Consider the following 19,197-nt stretch of genomic DNA (forward strand, 5'->3'; position numbering starts at 1 on the left):
ATGGGTCAAGACATTGGAAGACGCTTCAGACTATTACAGATCGGTGTAATCGCGCGAAATAAAGACCTACGCTGTAAAGATCGAATCATTGTAGGCCATGACTCCAGTTTTAGGGGGCCTAGCCGAAAGCGCAGGTTTTTCCCTGCAATTGCCCCATTTCCGGCTTGCGTTTTGGATTTACCTGCATATTTGCAGGCATTTCATCGCGTGTCGCGCGTCGGCTGAAAATACATGCACAAATGCAGGTTTTTAACCGCCAAACTTTCAAAAGCTCCGGTATGAGGATAGCGCTCTGCTTCTTTTTGAATCTTATCTCGGCGCCGTCAACCGCTCCAGCTCCGCCAAATACGCAAACGCATCCGCATCCCGCGCGCCGCACATCTCGGCGGAGGCTTGAAGCTGTCCGCAGACGGCAGGCCGTTCGGGAAGCCCGAATATGGAACAACGGTTGTCTTTGGTGAGCTGCACGCAGCGCACGCCCGCCGGCTTGCCGTCCGGCATCCCGGGAATCGGCGAGGAGATGGAGACGACAATGCAGCATGCGCCGCAGCCAGGTCTGCATTCCAAATCGATCGCCCCCTTATATTCATTCGTCCCGATGCGCCGATTCGAACACAGTTACACGGTTTTTCCGGCTAACTCGGTCTCGAACCTCGTTACACCCCGCAGTTACACGATTTTTCCGGCTAGCTCAGCTCACTCACACCGACTCGCAACGGCCTGCTGCGCCTCACGCCAGAAACGCCCCGAACACCTCGTTGCCCAGCGGTACCCCCGCCTCGCTTAACCGGTATCCGTCTTCCTCTGGCGTGCGCTCGAGCAGTCCTTGCGCCAGCAGCTTGTCCAGGACCGGACCGAAAACGTCAGCCAGGCTCGCTCCACCAAATTGAAGCGCAAAGTCCGCATCCCGTACGCCGGCTCGCAGCCGCAACCCGACCATCATGAAGTCCTCCATCGCTTCCTTCACGGACACGGCATTGCGCTCGAGTCTGGGCAGCCCTGCCAGCGCCGCGTCAATATAAGGCTGCACGCCTTTGATATTGAGATGGCGCTCGCCATGCGCATAGCCGTGAGCGCCTGCTCCGAGCCCGTAATAAGGCTCGTTGTGCCAATAGGCGGAGTTGTGCCGGCTCTCGAAGCCGGGACGGGCGAAGTTGCTGATCTCATAATGCCCGTAGCCGGCTTCTGTCAGCCGGCGGCGCAAATGCGCGAACATCTCGACCTCGACGTCCTCCTCCGGCAGCGGCAGTTCGCCCCGCTCGTACAGGCGGTGGAACAGCGTATTCTCTTCCACCTTCAGGCTGTACAACGAGTAATGCGGCAGGTCGAGCTCGAGCGCCCGCTCCACGCTGTCGGCCAACTGCTGCAGCGTCTGGCGCGGCAGTCCGAACATAAGGTCGATCGACAGATTCGTGAAGCCCGCCGCCTTGGCGTTGGCGATGCTGTTCACGACATCGTCCGCCTCGTGAATGCGGCCGATCGCGGCGAGCAGCTTATTGTCGAACGTCTGTGCGCCGAAGCTGATCCGGTTGACGCCCCCGGCGCGCATCGCCGCGAGCTTGTCAGGATCTGTCGTGCCCGGATTCGCCTCCATCGTGAACTCTGCGCCGGCGGCGATCGGAAAGTGCCGATTCACCGAATCGAGGAACCGCGTCATCTGCACGGGATTGAGCACGGTTGGCGTGCCTCCGCCGACGAACACCTTGCCGATCGTCTCAGGAGGAAGCGCCTTGACCGTGTTTTCCATTTCCCGCTCCAACGCATCCAGATAGGCGTCGATCGGCTGGCCGGCGGCCACGTAAGAATTAAAGTCGCAGTAATAGCATTTATTCGTGCAAAACGGGATGTGTATATAGAGCGCCCGGGGCGTCCACGCATGAAGCGGCGGCACCGTAGCGGTTGCGTTCATAGGTTAAGCTCCTCTCGGATGCGGCGCGGCATGCTTAAAGGAAGCAAAAGCTCCCCGGGACTTTGTCCTACGGAGAGCTTGCCGCAATCGTTAGTCTGTAAGATTCTAGTCGTCCAGCTTCAGTACCGCCATGAACGCTTCTTGAAGAGCGGAGTAATCCAGACGTATCTAATAGTAACTTATCGTAATCTGAAACGTCGTAATCCCCAGTTTTTATAAGGAGTTCTACAACATCATGCATCATATCATATCTAGATGTATTTTATCCAACTTTAATAGGCGGTGGCAAAAAGGTGTCCAGTATTTGCGCGTCATTATTATTGAAAGGAAAGATAAACATGGAGACATTGCAGCAGCACATTGAGGGGATCGTCGCGCGGAGCCGCGGCGGATGGTACGGCTTGGCATCGTGGCACTTGCCCGAGCTGCCGGCCGATCTAGCCGCTGAGGTAAACGAATGGTATGGCATACGAATGATAAACTGCTTGTGGCTGCTACGGGCGGCCGACGTCCCGCCGGGATGGTATGATTACGCTGACGTCGCGGACAAGGTTGTCGCCGTCGTGCGACGCAAGTCTACGGACGAGATGGCCGCCGAGGAAGCCGCGGCACGAATCAGGTAATGGTAAAGCCCCGGCGTGTAAAGCACCGGGGCTTGTAAGTTATGAATTCAACATTGCCATTTTTCTATCCAAAAGCATAATGCTACGGGCGCGTCCTTCTTCATTAAACATAACCGAGACTGCATATGTTTGCAAAAGCTCCTCTGGAGGTTGCCCGGTTAGATCAGAAACATATTTATTATTCTTGTTGTCATATGCGTAGTCTAAATTTTGTTCTCGCGCTTCAATCGCATGTTTTTTCCCATATAGTTTTTTTAATTCATCTTTGGTCATACCCGCTTCGGCTCCGCGAGCCGTTTTGTAATTTCCTTTTGAATCTTCGCCCAAACCTATCGCAGCAACTAGATCATCCCGGTACGCAATGTTAATGATTCCATCCTCATACGAAGTAAAATTTGTTAGGTCGCTCTCTTTTCCGCTACCCAGAATCTTCTCTACATCGGTGCGGGGGGCCCCGTAACAGATTGTCGCTTCCCCTTCCGTCTGAACGATACACATGTCCTTGTCCGAAAACGTATCAGCTTTAAAGCCCGCTCCGCTACCACCGCTACATCCGACCAACGCGATAAATAAAACAAGAATACCCACACGAAGTGCGCTCATTAATTCCATCCCCCATTCAAATCGTTAATTCCTATTTTCGCCATTCTTGTCGAATTTCCTGCAATAAAAAACGGCGATCGCTCGCCGGCTCTTCTTAAAATTGTATAGGATATTTCGCGTATCGCTCCTTGAGGCCTGGCCAATTAATCTGTACCTGCCCGATCAGGTCAGAGTAATCTTCGACCCGCTCCGTCATATAAGCCCGCAGCGTCGCCCGCTCAACCTCATAGATTCCACGTCTGCCTGCAACGCTATATGTAAACCGAAGCACCAGCGCTTCCCGCTCCGGGGTGTCCTTGATCCATATCCTATACTCCCTGAGACGGGCAGTAGAGCGCTCCAGCTCGCCCTGTATAAAGCTGCCGACGAGCTTGGTAATCGCCGCCCGGGTGCCGGTCGCCTGTTCGTGCTGCTGCCGTGCCAGCTCCATCAGCGTCATAATCTCCACATGTGCCTGTATAAGCTTTAGCGCGTCTTTGTCCATCACGCACGCTCCCGAAGCGGTCGCCAGTCCAGGATGCCGTCGAGCTGCAGCGTGCGCGGCCCCCGCTTCCCGTGGTCGTATACTTCCGCACGGCTCGCATCGACTGATCTGATCGATACGTGACGGTACGTGATCGCACCTTGCTTGTCTTGGTAGATCATATTCACCTCACGGCCGACGTGCTTATTTATGTCCATCTCTCCGCCGCCCCTTCCCGCCCTTTACGAGATGGATGGTGCGCGGGCTGTTGGGTTTCCAGTCCACAAGTCCGAGATCGCGTAGATCTGTCAGATGCACATGTGCCGGGCCGACAGAAATGCCTGATTCGTCGGCAATCTCGCGTAGCGATGGCGGGTAACCAAGTTTGTCCGTAAGGGTTGCGATGGCCGACATTACTTTGTCTTTGGTTCTCATGCTGCATGCCTCCAATCGAACGTTTGTTCTTATATTATACGAACATACGTTCTTTTGTCGAGTAAAAAAATACCCCGGCGATTATTCGCTAGGGCTTCCTTGTTTTATGACGGCAGCATCGAGCGCCTTGATGATAAATTCATTTAAGCTCATGCCTGCCTTTGCTGCAGCCGCCTCATATACCGCCTTACGGCCTTTTGGCACGTTGGGATACAATCGATCGTAGTTCGCCGCGTTGTATTTATTCTTTGCCCTTGTCGCGGCCGATCCCTTCTTTTCATCCATGGAATCACCCTCTTTCTTAATCCAAAATATCACAAAATAAATACGTACGCAAGTATAAAAGCGCTTGACTTTATACGTACGTAAGTATATAATAAGAATATAAGGAGGTGAGGAAATGAGAGCAAAAAGAAAGAAGAAACGCGATGATGCACTGAGGGAAGACATCATGCTGGTGATTGCCGCCACTAGCTTGATCGTCTCAGTCATCGCCCTGATCAGAGGGTGGTAATCGCAAAAGGGAAGTCGCCGAAAGGCGGCTTCTCTCCCCAAACGATTAATCCAAAGGGCGCGTTTCTTCTTTCGCTTCATTATATCACGAAAGGGTGAAAAGCATGAAACTCCGAATCGCGTACGGTCTGAGCATCGCCGCATTGGTCATTAGCATCATCGCCCTCATCAAGACGTTCTAACCCGCCTGACGAGGTCCAGACGAACGGGGCCGAAACCTAGCGCCTGATCGGCGCGATGGTCGCGGGGATTGTTCACGATGACAGAAGGAGATCATGCGGTGTGAGGCGAAGTTAAGGTTGGGTGCCATATTAAATGTGGAAAACAAAGCATTTCTACTTTTAAGGAAATTGCTTATGATACCAAATGGAGTTGTTGAATAGTGAGTCAATATACAATTATTGTTGAAAATGACGAGTCGCAGTGGGATGATCGAACCGGCGTATCCTATCACTTCCCAAGAAAGTACCGATCACTATTAACAACCGGCACTTCTGTTATTTATTACAAAGGAAGCCAAAGGAAATCTAGGTTCTCGAAACAAAGAATGAGTCGAGATCCACACTATTTCGGTCTAGCGAAGATTGGAGTAGTAACCCAAGACACATTAAACAGTGCCCATTATTATGCTGAAATAACGGATTATATTCCCTTCACAACTGCAGTACATATTAGAAATAATCTTGGGAATTATTATGAGGTCCCTACAAAAGATAATTTTTGGAGGGATGGAGTAAGGGCTTCAAGTAAAGATGTGTTTGCTAATATACTCAATCAAACAAATCTAGTGTTCGCTCAAAATTGTCCTGACATCGAAATAGAACTGGGCAATTCTCAATATCCGCCTGTCAATGACAGTTCTCCAGTGCTTGCCGACGATATTCTGTTTATCAAACGTGAATTTGAGAGACAAAAAATGGACAAAGGAGGGAATAGTGGCGGCTTTACATCAAACTCCAAGGTAATTGGTGATCGTGCTGAAGAAATTGTGTTAAAATACCTATCCGACACCCTTCTGCAAGAAGAAAAAGTTACTCTTCGATGGCTTGCAAAAGATGGAGAAACCCCTGGCTACGATGTATCATACGTGAACCAACAGGACGAAACAATTTGTATTGAAGTTAAAGGCACCACATCAAAAGCTTTCTTGAGTTTTAATATAACAATAAATGAATGGATGGCTGCTGAAAGGGAGCGAGATAATTATTTTATATATCTTGTAGCTGAATGTTTCTCAGCCTTTCCTTCCATTCAAGTGATAAAAAACCCCTTTGAACTCTGTAAAGATTGGTCCCTGAAACCTTTGGCATACAGAGTAACTCTAATCTAATTGGAAGCTAGTTATATTGTTGGTGATATACGGAGTTAATGCTCTCCATTCTTTTATTTCTTGAAAAATCCGTTACCGGTATAATAACTCCGCCGCCTTTGCTTCATATAGAAGGAACATTTAACGGCGCCAGAGTGTATCAGGTTCTTAACTTAACGAAAAAAGCCCGGGAGCCGATGCCCCCGGGCGCTTCTTATTTATACAGGTATACTTTTTTCGTCACGTTGTCCCACGACACCGTAGCGCCCAGCACGTCGGCCGCTGCGCGCACACCGACAAATGCGACGTTATCGATGAGCTGAAACGTATAGACGGCCTTGCCGTCCACATACGGCAGCTTTTTTTCGTTATCCCAGTTGATCGCCTTGCCAAGCGCTTCGCCCAGCTGCCGGAGCGGGAGGTACACATGGCCGTTGATCAGCCGCCCATACGCTGCCAGCTTGTCATTGACGACGACCTTAATCGTGTCCTTGCCGTCGGGCTTTGGATCTGGCTTTGGCCCGTACGCTGCGCGCAGCTGCTCCCCCGTCCCCGCGTAGACGTTCAGGTCCACTGCGCCGGGCAGACCGGCGACCTTCCGGCTGCCGTTTGCCCGCACGCCGCCCGCGCTGCCGTCGCTGTACTGCCAGATGGTCCATTCCCGCCAGGCCTGGTTGTTGTCCGGAGGAGTAGACGCGCTGTATCTGGCGATCCAGAGTGGATACGCGGACAGCTGCGGACCGAAGTTAAAGCCGAAGGAATTGCCCGTGTAGACCATCGGACGCCGGCCAGTCAGCCGCTCGAGCTCCGCAAGGAAAGCCATTGCGACCTCGTTGATCTTCGCCTGAGACAGACCACCCGGGTTATTCTCGTAATCCATGACCGGCGGCAGGTCGAGCAGCTGGACGCCGCCCGCTGCCGCGATGGACTCCGCGAAGTTGGCCGCCTCCAATTGAGCCGCAAGTACCGATTTAGCATCGACAAAATGATAGGCACCTACCATGATGCCCGCAGCTCGCGCCGCCTTGATATGGTCGGCAAATGTCGGGTCCCGGTACAATTGGCCCTGCGACGCCTTCAGGAAGGCGAACGAAATGCCATCGGCGGCCACCTTCGGCCAATCTACTTTTCCATTATGATGGCTGACGTCGATCCCCTCGGCGTTGTTATTGCTCCGCTTTTGCACTTGTCGTGCCTCCCTTGATCTGAGATTTATAATCGAGCACGGCCTTTTCAATGGCCGCGCGGATCGACTGTTCGCTGACCTTGATGCCGAGCGTCGCCGCCCTATCCGATACATACGTGATCGCTGTGTCCAGCTTGAGCGCGCCAGCCCCGCCGCCCATCATGGACTCCGCGAGCGCCGCCGCCTCCGTCGCCAGCTTGTGTAGCGTCTCGCGCTGTGCGGCCGTCGTACGGGCGTTGAGCCAAGCCGAGAACCGTTTACGCAGGCTTACCGCGTAACCGACCAGAACGGCAAAAATAAGCTCCAGCAGATGATCTGCCAGAGCTGTCAGAAACGTATTTCCCGCATCATGCATTACTCTTCATCCTCCTTCTCGCGATCCCGCCGCCGAAGCCGGATCCACAAGTCATATTTACGCGTGTACGTCTGGTAGGCGAGCAGCAGCAGGCCGACCATGGTCCCGCCGGTCACGATCAGCCACGTGAGGCGCTGCGCGGCGTCCATGCCGGGCGTCTGCCACCCGAAGGCGATACTTGCCCGGATCCAGACCGCGACGAGCATTTTCGCGTCATAGGCGGCAAGAAAAAAGAGCATCGACAGCATAAACGCGCTGACGACGCCCTTCCGGAAACGCTCGTGAAAATATTTGCGATGAGCGGCCAAAATGTAAGTCGCGGTACCGACCGTCACGGTGTAGACGGCCAGCAGCGCGAGGTCGATCCAGTCAAGCATAGGATCAGTCCCCTTTTTCGTATATAAGGTACTTGGCAAAGTTGTTGCTTCGGATCTCCTCCTGCAGCTCGCGGGACGCGGTACGGTATTGGATGATGGCGCTGCGCGTCTTGATCGACGCGTGGTTCAGCTGCCGCTGCTTGTCCCGGTACCAGGGGGATAGCCGCATGAGCCATTTAATCATGCGTTATCCGCTCCTCTCGTTTGGGTCATCCTTTTTAAGATTACTTACCACGCCCGCGATAGAACGATACGTATCTTTCTGCTCGATCAGCGCCGTCAGCAGCTCGTCGCGATCGTGCTCCACCTTGTCGAACAGCGACCGCGGCACAAGCTTGCCGGTCACGACCATGCGCACGACATACAGCATCGTGACAAGGAAGATTAAAGCGAAAATGAGAGCGACGCCGTACTTCTCGGCCAACTGCGCCAGCTTGGCGACCTGGTCAATATCCTGATTCATTGCGGCGCACCGCCTCCGTCATAAAATGAGCCCCGCCGAAGCGGGGCCGACCGTACTATTCCGCTTGCTTCTCTTGCTCCTTGGCGGCTGCCGCGAGCTCCTGGTCCTCGGCCTGCGCGATGCTCAGGAATGCGGCGAGTGACTTCGCCTCTTCCCCCAGCACGTACATTTGTGCTTGGATCTCCGTCAGGCGTACGCTTGCTCGTTGTCTTGTCGTTGTCATATGAATCGCTCCCTTTAAAATGATTCGATAACTGAGGTCTCTGTTGCTTAAGCAGTTGTTCCGATACGGCCGCCTACACTTGCGCTTTCAGCGGTCGTTCCTGCGGGCTGAGTGGAATCTTTAATAATAAGCGCACCGTTCGTGGCGTTTAATCCGGTAGAGTTGCCAGTTCCTCCGTTTCCGCTGGACAAAAACTTACTCAGGAGATTCCCTTGAATAGCGATGGATCGATTACTTACTGTACAGTCTACGACTCGCGCTCTTGAGCCTCCCGTGATAACTATACCGGGGGAAGAAGCAGCAGTCCCAATGCTAATACTAACAACACTTGCATACGTAACGTACGCTACAGTCAGTGCTGCAGTAGTGGCGGCGATGGTCATGGAACCCATTGATAAATAGGCGATATGCGAAACGCTCACAGTACCGTTAATGATGGTCGAATCTCCGGCCCCTAACATGAAGACTCGCGATCCGCAAGAAGCGTCGATAACGATATTTTCTGCATATGTTCCCGCTGCTACGTAAATCTCGACTTCAGTGTACATTATGCCGTAATTCTTTTTTGCGAGGGCAAGCGCGGCGCCTATAGTCTTTAACGCTGTCCCCGTACTCGCTCCGCTATTGGAATCCGATCCAGTAGAAGCGTTAACGTACAGGGATATAAAGCTGGTGCGTGCCGCGCTTGGGACAAAGTCAGTAGCGTGCTTACCGTCCAACATGTCAGCGTTCAGAGTAAACATCAACGTGCCGTTATTGAGCGGTATGTTGTTGGCCGTTCCTGCCGCGCTCACATGATATCCATCTACCATATCGGCGTTGAGATTCGCAACAGCGGTCGTGGATGTCACGGTGAAAGGGGCCGTGCCGGTCCCTACGGTCGATGTGAACCGGCGGGCGCTTGTGTCCCCGTTAGTATCGCGGTACATTAACGTCCCTGCAGCGGCGTTGCTTGTTGCATTATTACTCATGACCATAAATCCATTCATGTTCACATCCCAATAGAGATATTGAACACTTGCTAAACAGTTAGCGGGGAGCGTAAATGTTCCAGATACAAAAATGTCCTTAGCTCCTAGTCCGTTAACGTTTAACTTTGGGCTTGCTCCGTTAGGAACGTGTAAATTAACCCGGATGAGCATGCCGTGACTGAGTGCCGTTATGCCCGGAATGGTTGCGACATACGCCGTGGCAGTGCCTGTGGTCGTCACGATGTTCGGAATAACGCCGCCACTGTTGCTTAAGACAAAGTCCGTAGCATGGTATCCATCCACCATATCGGCGCTAAGGTTTGTAACCGTCGAGCCACCGGAGCTAACTGAAAACGGAGCTGCCCCGGTCCCATTATCATCAACAAACGATGCGCCATATCTGAACACTGGCGTTGCACTAAATGTGAGTGGGCCATTTACATTCCCAGCACCTAACCAAACCTCGCCTCCAGTTAAGTCAGCCCCCGCAAACGTCGGTCGTGCCGTTGTTCTGACGTCTTGATTTAGGTGAAATCCATCCACCATATCGGCGTTAAGATTCGTGACGACGGTCGTGGATGCCACTACAAACGGAGATGTACCGGATGCGATTAAGGAATTAAACCGATTCGCGCTAATAACGGCGTTTCCATCTCGATATGGAATGCTAAAATTGGTCGTCCCTACTGTGCTTACGTGATACCCGTCCACCATATCCGCGTTCAGGTTTGTTACCACGGTCGTTGATGTAACCACAAAAGGCGCCGTGCCTTGGGCGGCGTTTATCGTCGCTTGTCCAACGGAGACGCCTCCGTTAGCATCACGGACAACGGCGGTATTCGAGCTATTGCTTGCCGATGCGTGAAACCCATCCAGAAGGTCGGCGTTTAAATTCGTGACAAGTGCGGTCGTTGACGGCCCTTTTGAATCGATAAGTTCCCGCCAAGATCCCCAAGCGTCTGTGCTGTAGAGTCCGTAACGGTATTTTATCGGTGCATCCACGTTGTACGGGTAAAAATATTGGGTTGCCGCCATGTTGTTGTATCCCTTGATGGTGACTACAGTGCCGTATTGTGCGGGCCATCCCGAGACGTTATTAACAAAAAACGAGGTCGTTGTCTTGTTGGGATACGTGCTCGGCAAGTCGGTTGAAGTTTTATAGTTGTCCGCCTGGTTCGCCCTGACAAAGTCGCTACCATGAAAACCGTCAACTGTATCGGCGTTTAAGTTTGCGACTACGGTCGTCGAAGTAACAACCATAGGCGCAGTGCCCTGCGCCGCCAAAAGAGTTACGCCCGACACGTTAATGAAGCTTGACGAATCGCGCACTACAAGCGTGTCCGTCGTATTCCCGACGCTGGCATGTTTGCCATCCACCATGTCGACGTTTAGGTTAGGGACGACGGTAGGGGAAGTGACAACGAAAGGCGCGGCACCTGATGGCAACGTCGAAATGATCTGCCCGGATGCCTCCAGATGGCTTGCCGTCGTCGTGCCTATCTTGATTCGCCCGGTACCGCCAACGCCGAAGATTAGATTTCCATTGTCGATTTGATTGTGAAACTTGAAATCTGAGGAACCGGCATCGACGTAGCCAAAATATGCGCCGCGCGAGCTTTGATCCGCTGCCTTCGGATAAAAGCCCATATATACGCCGTTTGAGCTGCCGCCCTTAAGCAGCAGGCTCTCCTGTGTATTTGCTGGCTGAAGCACATTGCTGCCGACCGTCGCGCTGGGGGCAGAGACCGGGCCCGAAAACGCAGATCCGGACAGGTTTGCCTTTTCCGAATTGAGCGCGGCGAGCGATTTCACGGGAGCCGTCCGCCAGGTCGCCCCGCCCGTAATCGACTTAATCATGTTGGCCAACCAGCCGAACAACGTCGTCACCGTGCCGCTGTCGCCGGTCGGCGCGGTCGCATCGCTGATCGTACGGCTGCCGATGGCCGTATCCGTCGACGCGCCGGCGCCGCCAGTTTGCACGAAGGTGATGGCCGTCGTGCCAAGCGTAACGGCTGCCGTGTTGCTCATGGCGAACGTCTTGCCCCCGCCTGCGGTACCCTCGCGCACGTACACGCTGATTCCTGCGGCAACCTTGGCCGTCGTGTCGGCATCTGCCCCGCGTAGCCATGCGCCAGCTGCCGCGACGTAGATGCCGTTCTGGCTGCCCGTCGTTTGATTCTTAGCGAGCACCCGGTCGCCTGCCGCAAGCGCGACACCATCGATCGTCTGGAGCCCGGACAGCGTGATGTTGGCCGTCGTCGCGACCCGCACCGCACCGTCCGCAGCTCGCAGGATGAGATCCGATTCCTTCGCGAAGACGAGCGATCCGTCGATGGTAGCGGTGATGTTGGCGGCCGTGCCTACGGTTACCACGGTGTCGAATGTCTTTTCAACGATGTCCGGCCCGCCACCGGGGCCGATATAGTCGGCCGTCACGCCGGCATTCGCGTAAGCGTATAGGATTTCGCCGACGTCCGGATCCTGCGCGAAAAGGCCGATCTCACGCATGTAAAAGCCGGTGGTCACATCCGCATTAGATATGACCGTGCCAACAGCAGCCTTGTTCGGCGGCTGGATCCGCAGCCGTGCGATCGGCAGCGTCTGCTTTTGCGAGATCAGCCCGTTAAGCGCCGGGATAGCTTGGCCCGTGAGAGATCCGTCGCCGATGGCAAACTTGGTATAGTGGAGCTCCGCGCCGGCTTGCGCTTTACCTTGCAGCGCCAGGCCTTTATTGGTTAAAGTCATTCCGCCAAATACTGCCACGCCTTTTCCTCCTTAAATCGTAATCTGTTCTCCGAAATGCAAAACGCCCCCGAAGTAGAGCTGCAGGGGCTCGGACTGGCTGATCGTGACGCTGTCGAGCACCGACGACAGCCGCTTGACGGCATCCACCGCCTGGATAAACTCCTGGGCCCGCGTTGTCGTCACCTCGGAGTTATTTGTCAGCACCCGGAAGTGATGCGGATCCCCGCCGTATTCCCACCACTCCTCAACCGCCCCCTCACCAAACAGCAGCGCGATCAGGTCCTCGACCGCGCCCGGCGTTCCCTTCTTACGATGGAACGGGATCGCATTGCGGACCAGGGCGCGCCGTTGATCAAGCGGCAGATCCGGATCGTAGTACGGCGGCTGATACTGCCAGGCGAGCTCGTCCGTCTCTTCGTCCGTCCACTCCGCCGAACGACCGAATATATCCAAGGCGGATACCATCGCGGCGGTCGCTTGCAGCTGCACATCCAGCGCACCGGCAGCTGCAGCCATCGCAGGATCCCCACGGATCGACGACGGCAGCAGCTCGAGGAGGCTCACGGTTTGCATCTCAGTCATCGACGAGCCCCCCATATACGATATTCGTCGCACTCTCCTGGGCGATCTGCGTCGCGTCGAGAGGCGCATACGTTGGCGCTGTCACCACAATTCGCTGTGCTCCCGCAGCCATCGCACGCGCGACGAGCTCCGACGGATTGATGTCGCGGCCAAGCTTCGCCTTCTGCCAGCGCTGATAAGCCGCGACGGCTGCCGCGACCGCCGCCTGGATCGCCGGGACCTCCGCCGCCCGGGTCTTGTTGATGTAGTAGGTCAGCCCCGTGTTGTACGAGACCGGCAACGGGGCCTCGACGGTGACCTTGTCCGTCAGCGGTCGGATTCCGCGGTCCTCGAGCGTCTCCGCGACAGCGTCGAGCACATCCTGCCCGGGGATGATGCCGCCAACCAGCAAAGGCACGATCGTGACCTCGCCGTCTGCAGGCGAGTAAGCGTGGACGTCAGATATGGCCGACGACGTCGTTTTTGCCCAAAATTCATAGGCGCCCTGCGGGCCTGCCGTACTGTATGACTCCGGCGCTGTGCGGATCCGCGTACGGAAGTCTTCGTCCGACTCGGCTGCAGCGCCGCCGCTGCTCTCCGTCAGGTTGACCGCTGCCTGCACAAACGGCAGCTGATCCATCAGCACGTTAATCTGACCCGGCAAAAAGCCGTTACCCGCCGTTCCCGGCGTGGAGCTTTCCGCCGTAATCGTGCCGGTCGTGCTGCCTGCGGGGATCTCAAAATAACTTGTCGTTGAAAAGTAGATCGAGCCGTCGCCCCCTTGCGCACCGACACGCGTCCCCGCTGGGATCGGCGTCGCCGACGTCAGCGGAATGGATAACGTAAACTGCAGCGTCGTGATGGCCGGCGCGGCAGCGAGCCGGGTAATGCCAAGGAAGGCTCCCATATGATCAAGCAGCGAACCGGTCGCAAATCGCAGCAGGTTGCCCTTGGCGACCTGGTTGACCAGCACCCGCTGCTGCACGATGATGGCCGCAAGCGAAGACAAAAAAAGCCGCACCGGATCGGCGGGCTGAAGCGTACGGCCGGTAAGGCCTTCGTATACGGTGATGATGCTCTGCTGGATGCTGGCCGCATCCTCCGACGTAAACTGAATTTCTGGCAAATCCACGTATTCCATCAGGTCACCCCATCCGCGAGACTGTACCGCACGATAGCCGGCAGACGGCCAGCAAGCGCAGCAGTAGGATCGCCATTAATCAAGACTTCAGACACTACCGCGCGCGGCTCCTGGGCGGCGATGGCTGCCGTAATCTCGGCGACCAGACGAGCCTCAGCGATGGCCGGCGCTTCGTCGATCATCGTGTTGTCGATCCCTATACTGCGAGCAAGCGGCGCACTGCCGATCGGCGTCGTCAAAATCGTTCGAATGTTCTGTGCGACTTCTGCGGCGACCGTCGCCGGCGCGAAGTCAATTTTCGAGGGCTGGGTCATATCCACGGAAAAAATCATTTCACATACTCCTCCAGCGTTAGATTGGCCGTTGCCGAATATACGTTCCCCTCACCGTCCAGCACATCCCAGGATTGCGTCATGGACGTGATGACCCATAATCCTACGCCAACCCCTTTGCGTCCGATAATGAGCGGCACAGCCTTGCCGTCGCGCTCGAGCTCGGTCAGTCGGTCCAGCTCTTTCCGCGGGTTGAGGCCAAGACTTACGCTAAACAGCACCGAGAACGACACGGAGTCGACGCCCGGGCCAAGCCATTGCTTTTTAGGCTTTTGGCCGACGATGTCGTGCTGCGCCCAGCGGGCCGAAGAGTTGCGCGTGAATTCGTCTAGCGTACGCGTCGCACCCTCGGAGACGACGAAGACGACCGGGCCAAGGCTCCCCACCTTGTTCATTCAAGCCCACCTCCGCTGTAACTACTTGCGGTAATGCTCCCTGATACGGTCAGATTACCGGTTATGCTGACGTTGCCGCTGATCTGCGCCGCGCCGTCGATCTTGACGCCGCTCGCCGCTTTGACGGTCAAGCGCTTGGCAACCCGGTCATAATAGACATAGCTGCCATCCTCAAACCACGTCCCCCACTGGTCCGCAGCCCCCGGCGGATCTCCGTATGTGCCGAGGCAAAACCCGACGTTTCGAGTTGCATCCAAGAAAACGCACAGCACAGTCTCGCCCGGCTCAGGGACGGCGTTACCGCGCCCCCAGCCGCCCGACGTGATGACCGGCAGCTCGCCGGACACAAGGTCGTCGCGATCGGCGAAGACGACGCGCACGCTGCCGGCTGCCGGATCCGCCTTGGAGACTTGCCCGATATAGATCATCCGTTACCACCCCAATACCTTTCGAATTTCCAAGTCGGTCGTGTACCCCGATGAGCCGACGACATGCCGCGCGGAGACGATGATATATTTGCCGTCGTACTTACCCCAACCTTTGACCTGGACTGTTAGGCCGGCAGCCATTCGAATGTCGCCCATGAGCTGCAGCGAGCCCTTGCCGTACTCCTTGTTCTTCTCCCGCAGACGGATCCGCGCCAGGCGCAGCGCGGCCGCCTGCGAATCGGCCTGCTCATTCACCTTAAGCACCGGCCCCGTCTTCGGCGCGCCGGCGGGCGTAAACGTGACGGAGACGGTCTTTTTCGATTTGGCGTTCGTATAGCTAACGGTACAGGACCGATAGGCGGCGTTCGTCGTCGACCAATCGAATTGATATCCGGTCACATCATCCGTGCCGCGTTTGATCGTCGCGATCGTCGCCTTCTGCTCGTAGGTGAATTCGTCGAACAGGACCAGCTTCGAGCCTGACACCTTGATGGCGAGTCCCTCACGGTTCGCCGTGTCCTGGAGAAAGGAAAGGTCTGACTGCTCGGTCTGCTGCAGGCGGTCATAGGAAGGGTTGTCCTTCGTCTCGTACAGCAGCGTCAGCCCCGCGCGCTTCGCGATCTCGGCCGCGACCGTCTTCAGGGCTGTCTTTTCCCACGACTTCGACCGCTTCTCGAGCTTGGCCGTTCCGTTATTCGGCAGCGAAACGGCACGGATGGTCACTGTGTCCGGCGGGCCGCTCACGTTGCCCGAATCGACCTCGAAGGACCCGAGCGGCAGGCTCTTGATCTCGCCCGGTCCCGCCCAATTAATCGTTCGGATCTCCGCTTTGATTCGATCGCCGGCATCAGGCGTCCATGCCCCTTGCCAATTCCGCTCCCGGTCCTCGAGGGAGATCTCCAGATCGTCAAGCATCCCCGTCGCATCGGTGTACGAAAAGCTAAGCAGCGATTTCGCGATGTCCGCACTAACGTCCTTACCGTTGTAGGAAAGGACAAGCACCGCCCGGCGAGCGTCCTGCATTTGCTCCATCGGTCAGCCCTCCCGGCGCCAGGGCGGCAAGTCGGCGGCCGTCTCGGCAGGTCGTTCCGGCACGGCAAGGAGAACGCCGCCGCTGAAGAGGACGGTCGCCGCATGCGCCGGATTGGCATTGATCAGCAGCGACATGAGCGTCTCATCGCCGTACAGCTTAAAGGCGATACCATCCCAGGTATCGCCTTGCAAAGTGCTGTATATCATCGCAGGCTCACCCGCTCTCTTCGTTCAACCATTTGCCGGAATTTCCGTTCAAAATCGGCTTGCGAGTCCTGAAGGGCTTGGCGGAATCGCTGTTCAGTCTCCGGATCGCCGCCTTGGACAGTGATCACCGGCGCCCATGTTACGGTAATATCACCGCTGCTACCTTCTCCAGATCGCCCCATCATGTCGTTTGCCACGTCAAGCAGAGCATGCGATCGAGGCCTATTATCCAGCGGAATAGCGATTTCCGGACCCGCCTCGCCAAATATAGAGGGACTATTCGCGATACCGCCCTTGGCGTATTTAGGAAGCTCCGGCACCTTCGGCATCCAAGGAGCATCCGCGAAAACGCTCTTCGATCCGGTACCGGCTGGCTGAGGCAAGCCTGAGGTTTTATATAGCACGTCGACATTGATTTTCTTCTCCGCTGGGAGGAGGTCGACTTGTTTGTTCAACTCGTCGATCGCTTGGGCCGCTTCGGCGAATCTCTTCTTTTCCGCCTCTGATGCCTTGTTGTACCGTTCAGCCATTTTTTCAATCGAACCGCCCAGTTCGTTCTCAATCATTTTCACTTGCAGATTGTAATAGGAAGCAAAACTATCTTGTGCATCGGCTATTTCTTTTTCAGTTTTGCCGATTTTATTATTAAGACCGTCGAAAGATTTTTCTAAATTGTTAAGGTCGTACTCTAAGTTTGCCCAGTTACCGCCATAGTACAATCCAGTTTCGCTCTGAATCTTCTGAGCAAGACTGTTTAAATCCTTCGTTTTCTCGTCGTAACTTTCGTCACTGTCGCGGATCCCCTGCAACTCATTCATATACTGGAGGTAATCTCTGTAAGATTCTTTTGCCTTTTCATAAGCCGTATTTTGTTTTTCTAACTTGGCTTCTAAATCAGGATAAAGATCTTCAAGCTCTGGCAATTTACCCTCAGCTTCAAGCGCTTGGTGTTCAAGTTCGCGCTTACTCATATCCGCCTTCGCTTGATTGATGCCTTTCACCAAATCAAGTTGCTCTCGAAATCTATCGCTCCGTGCATCTTCGGCGCTCAAGATTTGCGGATTCATATCGATAAGTTCTTGCTCGACATTCGATAGTTTCCTTCGAGCTTCGGTAAGCTCGTCTGCGGGTGTCTTCGAATTTTTTATTTTTGCTGTTAAGCGATCATACTCTGTAATGAGGTTTTGTGTTCTTTTATTAGCATGGTCGATCTCATCGAAATTAGAATACGCCTCACCTAGAGAATCCCCCATGTTCAGCAGCTCTTGACGTGCCTTTTCTTGATGGCGCTTGTAAGCTATCACCCCTAAGGTGAGCGCGCCAACGCCAGCGACAGCTAAGCCAATCGGATTGGTCAGCAGCGCTGCTGCGGTGCCGAACGCTCCCGCCGCTCCGCCGGCGCCAGCAGCCGCGGCCTGCACCGTCATGAGACTACGAACGATCTTAACCGTGTTCTTCGCCAGTAAGACAGCAGGCACGCCGAGGGCGATCACCTTCACCAGTTCCTTATTGTCTCCCAGCCAGCCGGCGAAGTCCTGCAGCAGCGGCATCAGATCTTCGCTGAGCGGAATGACAAGGCCCGTCATCAGCTCGCGACCGACCGCCTGAAATTGCTTGCTGAGCGTATCATATTTCACGGCCGCGACGTCGTCCATTGTTTGCTTCGTCATATCAAACTGCTGACGCGCGGATCCTAGCGCCGAGATAACGCCAGCTTCCATGTCCTCGAATTGGGTACCAAACAAAGCCACGCCGATCGTGCTGCGTTCGATAGGATCCTTGATGTCGTCCAGCTTGTCGATGACCATCTGCATGGCATCGCGGCCTTTCAGTGAGCCATCCGACAGGCCGTCAAGTACGTATTGCCCTTTGCCCATGACTGACTGCAGAACAGTGAACGTGTCGCTCGCCTTTTTGCCGCCCTTATTGAGATTGGCCAGCATTTGATTTGCTGTTGTCTTGCCTACCTTCCCGGCTAGCTCAATGTACTGCTTGGACTTCGTTCCGCCTTTTTTGAGCGAGTCTGTCCACTTCACGATATTATCCGGAGCAAAGAGAGCAGCAAGAGCGTCAGACGTGGAATCGCTGCCGTCTTTGATCCGGATCCCGAATTCCTTTACCGCGTCGCCGACTTTGTCCAGGTTGAACGCGCCGGCATCAAGGCCTGCGGCAAATTGATTGAACATGTCCTCGGCGCTGTAGCCGAGCGTGGAAAAGTAGACGCTGTATTCGTTGGCGCTATCCAGCAGTTCACCCGACTTATTGAGTCCTTTTTGCGCCCCTTGAGCTAGAAGGTTATACGCCGCTTTTGAAGACACGCCGAAGTTCTTCATCATGGTATCGCTCGCCTTGATTGACTCCGTAATGTCCTCTCCGAACACGTCGCGGTAGACGATAGCGTCTTTGGTCATCCCCTCGAGCTCGTCGCCCGTCGCCTTCGATACCTGGCGAACGGTAGCCATCGCATTGCTCAAGTCCTCGAAGCCATCACCGAGACGCATATTGTAGAGATCCTCGACACTGTCGTGCATGACCGCCATTTCCTCGGCCGTCGCTCCCGTCGCCGCCTCCAATTGCGCCATGGCGTCGGACTGATCGAATACCGTGCCGACGATATCCTGAAGCGAATCGCTTGCCCTGTTGACGATGGCGAATGCCCCGCTGACTTCTGCAACGCGCTTCAACGTGTCGCCGAAATGCTTCGCACCGTCCGTCAGCCTGTCGATTGAGCCCTCCGTCCGATCTGCGTCTCTTCGCAGATCATCGAGGTCTCCCCGGCTGTTCATCGCCCGCAAAGCCCGCTCGAGCTCTTCAATATGGCGTTCCGCATCACCCATGGATTGACGGAAAGAGGAGTCCATCAAACCGTTAAGGCGGAATGCGATATCGTATTCCCTGCTGCGTCCTGGCATAATTTATCCCCTCT

24 protein-coding genes are annotated in these 19,197 nt (G+C 55.1%); 2 read left to right on the forward strand and 22 right to left on the reverse strand.

Annotation, left to right across the window (positions count from 1 at the left end):
* Positions 1-309 precede the first annotated feature (309 nt).
* Positions 310-567, reverse strand: a complete 258-nt coding sequence (locus ACFOTD_RS26155) for a YkgJ family cysteine cluster protein (RefSeq protein ID WP_378122889.1) — start codon at positions 565-567, stop codon at positions 310-312.
* 163 nt (positions 568-730) lie between these two features.
* On the reverse strand, positions 731-1,909 hold the full coding sequence (hemW, locus tag ACFOTD_RS26160; RefSeq protein WP_378122890.1) for a radical SAM family heme chaperone HemW: 1,179 nt from the start codon (positions 1,907-1,909) through the stop codon (positions 731-733).
* A gap of 338 nt (positions 1,910-2,247) precedes the next feature.
* Between hemW and ACFOTD_RS26165 the strand changes: the two genes are divergently transcribed.
* Positions 2,248-2,532 carry a hypothetical protein gene (locus ACFOTD_RS26165; RefSeq protein WP_378122891.1) on the forward strand — a complete coding sequence of 95 codons (285 nt, stop codon included), beginning with the start codon at positions 2,248-2,250 and terminating at the stop codon, positions 2,530-2,532.
* Between the two features lie 39 nt (positions 2,533-2,571).
* Here the strand turns inward: ACFOTD_RS26165 and ACFOTD_RS26170 are convergent, their stop codons facing one another.
* From ACFOTD_RS26170 to ACFOTD_RS26190, 5 genes are all read right to left on the reverse strand, one after another.
* On the reverse strand, positions 2,572-3,135 hold the full coding sequence (locus tag ACFOTD_RS26170; protein ID WP_378122892.1) for a hypothetical protein: 564 nt from the start codon (positions 3,133-3,135) through the stop codon (positions 2,572-2,574).
* Positions 3,136-3,229: 94 nt separating this feature from the next.
* Entirely contained in the window at positions 3,230-3,619 is a 390-nt protein-coding gene (locus tag ACFOTD_RS26175) for a hypothetical protein (protein WP_378122893.1), read from the reverse strand.
* Entirely contained in the window at positions 3,619-3,816 is a 198-nt protein-coding gene (locus tag ACFOTD_RS26180) for a hypothetical protein (RefSeq protein ID WP_378122894.1), read from the reverse strand. The genes ACFOTD_RS26175 and ACFOTD_RS26180 overlap by 1 nt, the downstream gene beginning before the upstream one ends.
* Positions 3,803-4,033 carry a LexA family protein gene (locus ACFOTD_RS26185; protein WP_378122895.1) on the reverse strand — a complete coding sequence of 77 codons (231 nt, stop codon included), beginning with the start codon at positions 4,031-4,033 and terminating at the stop codon, positions 3,803-3,805. Before ACFOTD_RS26185 ends, ACFOTD_RS26180 begins: the two co-directional genes overlap by 14 nt.
* An 81-nt stretch (positions 4,034-4,114) precedes the next feature.
* Complete coding sequence (locus tag ACFOTD_RS26190; protein WP_378122896.1) at positions 4,115-4,318, reverse strand: transcriptional regulator; 204 nt, start codon at positions 4,316-4,318, stop codon at positions 4,115-4,117.
* A gap of 610 nt (positions 4,319-4,928) precedes the next feature.
* Between ACFOTD_RS26190 and ACFOTD_RS26195 the strand changes: the two genes are divergently transcribed.
* Complete coding sequence (locus ACFOTD_RS26195) at positions 4,929-5,876, forward strand: protein NO VEIN domain-containing protein (protein ID WP_378122897.1); 948 nt, start codon at positions 4,929-4,931, stop codon at positions 5,874-5,876.
* A 193-nt stretch (positions 5,877-6,069) separates the two neighbouring features.
* Here the strand turns inward: ACFOTD_RS26195 and ACFOTD_RS26200 are convergent, their stop codons facing one another.
* Genes ACFOTD_RS26200 through ACFOTD_RS26270 form a run of 15 tightly spaced genes read right to left on the reverse strand, consistent with a single transcriptional unit; the run spans position 6,070 to position 19,183 of the window.
* Complete coding sequence (locus ACFOTD_RS26200; protein ID WP_378122898.1) at positions 6,070-7,041, reverse strand: GH25 family lysozyme; 972 nt, start codon at positions 7,039-7,041, stop codon at positions 6,070-6,072.
* Positions 7,022-7,396 (reverse strand): phage holin, encoded by a 375-nt coding sequence (locus ACFOTD_RS26205; RefSeq protein WP_378122899.1) that lies wholly within the window; start codon positions 7,394-7,396, stop codon positions 7,022-7,024. The genes ACFOTD_RS26200 and ACFOTD_RS26205 overlap by 20 nt, the downstream gene beginning before the upstream one ends.
* Positions 7,396-7,773 (reverse strand): hypothetical protein, encoded by a 378-nt coding sequence (locus ACFOTD_RS26210; RefSeq protein WP_378122900.1) that lies wholly within the window; start codon positions 7,771-7,773, stop codon positions 7,396-7,398. Before ACFOTD_RS26210 ends, ACFOTD_RS26205 begins: the two co-directional genes overlap by 1 nt.
* A gap of 4 nt (positions 7,774-7,777) precedes the next feature.
* Positions 7,778-7,957 carry a hypothetical protein gene (locus tag ACFOTD_RS26215; protein ID WP_378122901.1) on the reverse strand — a complete coding sequence of 60 codons (180 nt, stop codon included), beginning with the start codon at positions 7,955-7,957 and terminating at the stop codon, positions 7,778-7,780.
* 3 nt (positions 7,958-7,960) lie between these two features.
* A complete protein-coding gene (locus tag ACFOTD_RS26220; protein ID WP_378122839.1) occupies positions 7,961-8,236 on the reverse strand; it encodes a hypothetical protein in 276 nt (91 codons plus the stop codon).
* Positions 8,237-8,291: 55 nt separating this feature from the next.
* Positions 8,292-8,459 (reverse strand): hypothetical protein, encoded by a 168-nt coding sequence (locus ACFOTD_RS26225; RefSeq protein WP_378122902.1) that lies wholly within the window; start codon positions 8,457-8,459, stop codon positions 8,292-8,294.
* A gap of 47 nt (positions 8,460-8,506) precedes the next feature.
* Positions 8,507-12,193, reverse strand: a complete 3,687-nt coding sequence (locus ACFOTD_RS26230) for a phage tail-collar fiber domain-containing protein (RefSeq protein WP_378122903.1) — start codon at positions 12,191-12,193, stop codon at positions 8,507-8,509.
* A 12-nt stretch (positions 12,194-12,205) separates the two neighbouring features.
* Positions 12,206-12,757 (reverse strand): phage tail protein I, encoded by a 552-nt coding sequence (locus tag ACFOTD_RS26235; protein WP_378122904.1) that lies wholly within the window; start codon positions 12,755-12,757, stop codon positions 12,206-12,208.
* On the reverse strand, positions 12,750-13,877 hold the full coding sequence (locus tag ACFOTD_RS26240; RefSeq protein ID WP_378122905.1) for a baseplate assembly protein: 1,128 nt from the start codon (positions 13,875-13,877) through the stop codon (positions 12,750-12,752). The genes ACFOTD_RS26235 and ACFOTD_RS26240 overlap by 8 nt, the downstream gene beginning before the upstream one ends.
* The gene (locus ACFOTD_RS26245) at positions 13,877-14,209 is read right to left on the reverse strand and encodes a lysozyme (protein ID WP_378122906.1); all 333 of its coding nucleotides are present in this window, start codon (positions 14,207-14,209) and stop codon (positions 13,877-13,879) included. The genes ACFOTD_RS26240 and ACFOTD_RS26245 overlap by 1 nt, the downstream gene beginning before the upstream one ends.
* Positions 14,206-14,604 (reverse strand): phage tail protein, encoded by a 399-nt coding sequence (locus ACFOTD_RS26250; RefSeq protein WP_378122907.1) that lies wholly within the window; start codon positions 14,602-14,604, stop codon positions 14,206-14,208. Before ACFOTD_RS26250 ends, ACFOTD_RS26245 begins: the two co-directional genes overlap by 4 nt.
* A complete protein-coding gene (locus tag ACFOTD_RS26255; protein WP_378122908.1) occupies positions 14,601-15,032 on the reverse strand; it encodes a phage baseplate assembly protein V in 432 nt (143 codons plus the stop codon). Before ACFOTD_RS26255 ends, ACFOTD_RS26250 begins: the two co-directional genes overlap by 4 nt.
* A gap of 3 nt (positions 15,033-15,035) precedes the next feature.
* On the reverse strand, positions 15,036-16,064 hold the full coding sequence (locus ACFOTD_RS26260; RefSeq protein ID WP_378122909.1) for a phage late control D family protein: 1,029 nt from the start codon (positions 16,062-16,064) through the stop codon (positions 15,036-15,038).
* Positions 16,065-16,067: 3 nt separating this feature from the next.
* On the reverse strand, positions 16,068-16,271 hold the full coding sequence (locus ACFOTD_RS26265) for a tail protein X (protein ID WP_378122910.1): 204 nt from the start codon (positions 16,269-16,271) through the stop codon (positions 16,068-16,070).
* Positions 16,268-19,183, reverse strand: a complete 2,916-nt coding sequence (locus ACFOTD_RS26270) for a phage tail tape measure protein (protein ID WP_378122912.1) — start codon at positions 19,181-19,183, stop codon at positions 16,268-16,270. Before ACFOTD_RS26270 ends, ACFOTD_RS26265 begins: the two co-directional genes overlap by 4 nt.
* Positions 19,184-19,197 lie beyond the last annotated feature (14 nt).

It is taken from the genome of Cohnella sp. GCM10012308, assembly GCF_042649185.1.
In the GTDB taxonomy this organism is placed as follows: domain Bacteria; phylum Bacillota; class Bacilli; order Paenibacillales; family Paenibacillaceae; genus Cohnella.